The sequence below is a fragment of the Sulfitobacter sp. HI0129 genome (assembly GCF_001635395.1).
GTDB lineage: Bacteria > Pseudomonadota > Alphaproteobacteria > Rhodobacterales > Rhodobacteraceae > Sulfitobacter.
On record NZ_LWGH01000585.1, the window covers coordinates 1 to 2,982 of the forward strand.

A 2,982-nucleotide genomic window follows, 5' to 3' on the forward strand; every position below is an offset into this window, starting at 1 on the left:
ATGAGTGGGGTCTACGCGGTCCGCAGTGAGTTTGACAAGCACATCGGACCGCCGTGCCAGCCCCCTCCCCGGACGCAGGCGGCGGTGCGAAACGAAAACGGGGCCGCGTCGCGGCCCCGTTCTATCTGCCGAATGAACGGCGGAAATATCAGTCGTCGGCCTGTTCGCCGTCGGGCGGGCCCATCTCTGTGGTCGGTACCTCGTCCACTGCGACGTCATCCTCGTCCTCGTCCTCATCCTGCGATGCCAGACCGGACGGCGCGGAGACCTGCGCGATCACGAAGTCACGGTCGATCGTGGGCTTCGCGCCGGCGGGCAGCTTGACGTTGGAGATCGTGGCGCTGTCACCGATTTCCAGTTCCGACACATCGACGGTGATGCTTTCGGGGATATCGGATGCGGTCACGACCAGTTCGACTTCGGGGCGTACCAGCGACAGGACGCCGCCTTTCTTCAGACCGGGGGATTCCTCTTCGCCGGTCACTTCGACGTTGATGAAGAGGTTGATCTTGGTGGTCCGCTTCAGGCGCATGAAATCGACGTGCGTGGGCAGGTCCTTGACCACGTGGCGCTGCACGTCGCGGCAGATCACGCGGACGTCGTCATGGCCGTCGACCTTCAGGTTGAACAGCGTCGCCTTGAACCGGCCAGCGCGCAGCATGGTCAGCAGTTTGTTGAACGGGATGTTGATCGGCAGCGGCTCTTTCTCGCCTCCGAACACGATCCCCGGTACCATGCCGTCACGGCGTGCCTGACGAGCGGCGCCCTTGCCTGTCCCCGTCCGTACCTGGGCTTCAAGATCTGGAATCTCTCCGGCCATTTTAATCTCCAATAAGTTAGGGCGGGACGCCTCCAAGGCTGTCGTCCCACGTGAAGTCGCGCGTATAGTCGCGTTTGGGAAAAGTGGAAAGAGGGTATTTGCCCCCTGCTTGCCCGAAAGCGGCTCAGCCCGCGGGCTTGGGCGTGTGCAGATAACCCCCGGCACTGCGCAGCCGGTCATATAGCGCGAATTCGGCTGCCCGGGCGCTGCGAAGCTGCGCCTCCACCTCTGGCGAGAGGGGGGCGTCGACCTCGGGGGAAACGTTGCGCTGCTTGATCTCGAAATCGTCGCCCAGACGATCGGCCAGGAAGCGGCGAAAGTCGGGCTGGCTCTCATAGGCGAAGAGATGATCGACCAGCACTTCGCCTGTGTCGGAGGTCAGAAACTGGAACTGGCTGCCGATCTGGGCCGCGGGCGGCGGATCGTCAGAGATGACGTGAAGCACATAGTCGTCGAAGCTCATCCCCCGGGTGCTGAGCGGGCTGCCTTCGAGCCGGGGGGCGTTGCGGTAACGGTACCAGCTTCGGATTTGCGTGACCGGATCCCGCATCACGGCGAGCGGTTCGGTCTGCGCGCCGTAGGTTTCCTGCAAAAAGGGGGCGACGCGCGCCCTGTAGCGCTGCGCCGTGACATGTTTGCGGCCCTTGGCAAAGATGATCTCCGCCTTGGGCCGCAGGGCCATTTCCACGGCGGTGGTGCCCGTCTTGGGCGTGGCCAGAAACGCCAGCCGGTGACGCAGGAAAATCAGCATGGGGCAACCATCCCTCGGGCGTTCAATCCTGCCAGTCGCCGCTGAAATCCTTGGGGATCAGCAGGTTGTGACGGCCCAATCGCTGCACCGACGTTTCCCCGCAAAGCGCCATGGTTGTATCCAACTCACGGTGGATAACCTCCAGCGCGCGGGTGACCCCGGCCTGACCCATCGCGCCCAGCCCGTAGATATAGGCGCGACCGATGTAGGTGCCCGTGGCCCCCAGCGCCAGCGCCTTCAGCACGTCCTGACCGGAGCGAATGCCGCTGTCGACATGGACCTCCATCTGATCCCCGACGGCATCCAGAATCATCGGAAGCGCCCGGATCGCGCTCAGTGCGCCGTCTAGTTGGCGCCCGCCATGGTTGCTTACCACGATGGCGTCGGCCCCGACTTCCAGCGCCTTGCGGGCGTCATCGGCATCCAGAATACCCTTGAGGATCACCTTGCCGTCCCATTGCTCTTTCAGCTTGGCGATCTTGGCCCAGTCAAGCGAGGGATCGAACTGCTGCGCCGTCCATGCACCAAGGTCGGTGGCGTCGGATACGCCTTTCACATGGCCAACGATATTGCCGAACTCGCGCCGCTTCGCGCCCAGCATCTCGCGCCCCCAGCCCCATTTGGTGGCGAGGTTGGCAATGGTGCTTGCCGTCAGCTTGGGCGGGGCGGAGAGGCCGTTCTTGATATCGCGGTGCCGTTGGCCGAGGATTTGCAGGTCGAGCGTGATGACCAGCGCGGAGCATTTCGCGTCCTTCGCACGCTGGATCAGCCGCGCCACGAAATCCTCGTCCCGCATGGTATAGAGCTGGAACCAGAAAGGCTTGGTGGTCGCCTCCGCCACATCCTCGATCGAATTGATCGACATGGTGCTGAGCGTATAGGGCACGCCGAAGGCTTCGGCCGCGCGGGCGGCCTTGATCTCGCCATCCGCGTGCTGCATCCCGGTCAACCCGACGGGGGCGAGTGCCACCGGCATCGTCACATCCTGCCCGATCATCCGGGACGCGGTGCTGCGGCCTGACATGTCGACCGCCACGCGCTGGCGCAGGCGAATCTCGTCGAAATTGTCAGAGTTGTCCCGGAACGTCTGTTCCGACCAACTTCCGCTTTCGGTGTAATCGTAGAACATCCGCGGCACGCGCCGCTTGTAGAGACGACGAAGATCTTCGATTTCGGTGATGACGGGCATGCGGTCGGGCCTCCGGCTGCGGCAGTAGAGATTGCTACCGGAGTACTCAATCCGCTGCGAGCGCACAAGCGCGCGCGCGGGCCTGCCAATCGTTCTCAGGCCGAATGCGCGCCTTCGGCCAGTGACGCTACGAAGGCCAGCACGTCCTGCACGCTATCGCCCTGTGCCAGCCGTCCGACGATGGCCGAGCCCACGACGACGCCATCGGCAACTTCGGCGATG

3 protein-coding genes and 1 pseudogene are annotated in these 2,982 nt (G+C 63.8%); all 4 read right to left on the reverse strand.

The genetic code is table 11. The features are described 5' to 3' along the window. Positions 1–148: 148 nt before the first annotated feature. Positions 149–820 carry a 50S ribosomal protein L25/general stress protein Ctc gene (locus tag A3764_RS15625; RefSeq protein ID WP_067951751.1) on the reverse strand — a complete coding sequence of 224 codons (672 nt, stop codon included), beginning with the start codon at positions 818–820 and terminating at the stop codon, positions 149–151. A gap of 124 nt (positions 821–944) precedes the next feature. Beyond that, a complete protein-coding gene (locus A3764_RS15630; RefSeq protein ID WP_067923551.1) occupies positions 945–1,571 on the reverse strand; it encodes a hypothetical protein in 627 nt (208 codons plus the stop codon). A gap of 22 nt (positions 1,572–1,593) precedes the next feature. After that, on the reverse strand, positions 1,594–2,760 hold the full coding sequence (locus tag A3764_RS15635; RefSeq protein ID WP_067923548.1) for an alpha-hydroxy acid oxidase: 1,167 nt from the start codon (positions 2,758–2,760) through the stop codon (positions 1,594–1,596). A gap of 95 nt (positions 2,761–2,855) precedes the next feature. Beyond that, a pseudogene (gene trpA, locus A3764_RS24775) lies at positions 2,856–2,982 on the reverse strand (tryptophan synthase subunit alpha); the annotation flags it as partial.

Bases quoted from the DNA above. Each gene is read 5' to 3' on its own strand.
- A3764_RS15625 (WP_067951751.1), bottom strand. From the start codon at position 820: ATGGCCGGAGAGATTCCAGATCTTGAAGCCCAGGTACGGACGGGGACA.
- A3764_RS15630 (WP_067923551.1), bottom strand. From the start codon at position 1,571: ATGCTGATTTTCCTGCGTCACCGGCTGGCGTTTCTGGCCACGCCCAAG.
- A3764_RS15635 (WP_067923548.1), bottom strand. From the start codon at position 2,760: ATGCCCGTCATCACCGAAATCGAAGATCTTCGTCGTCTCTACAAGCGG.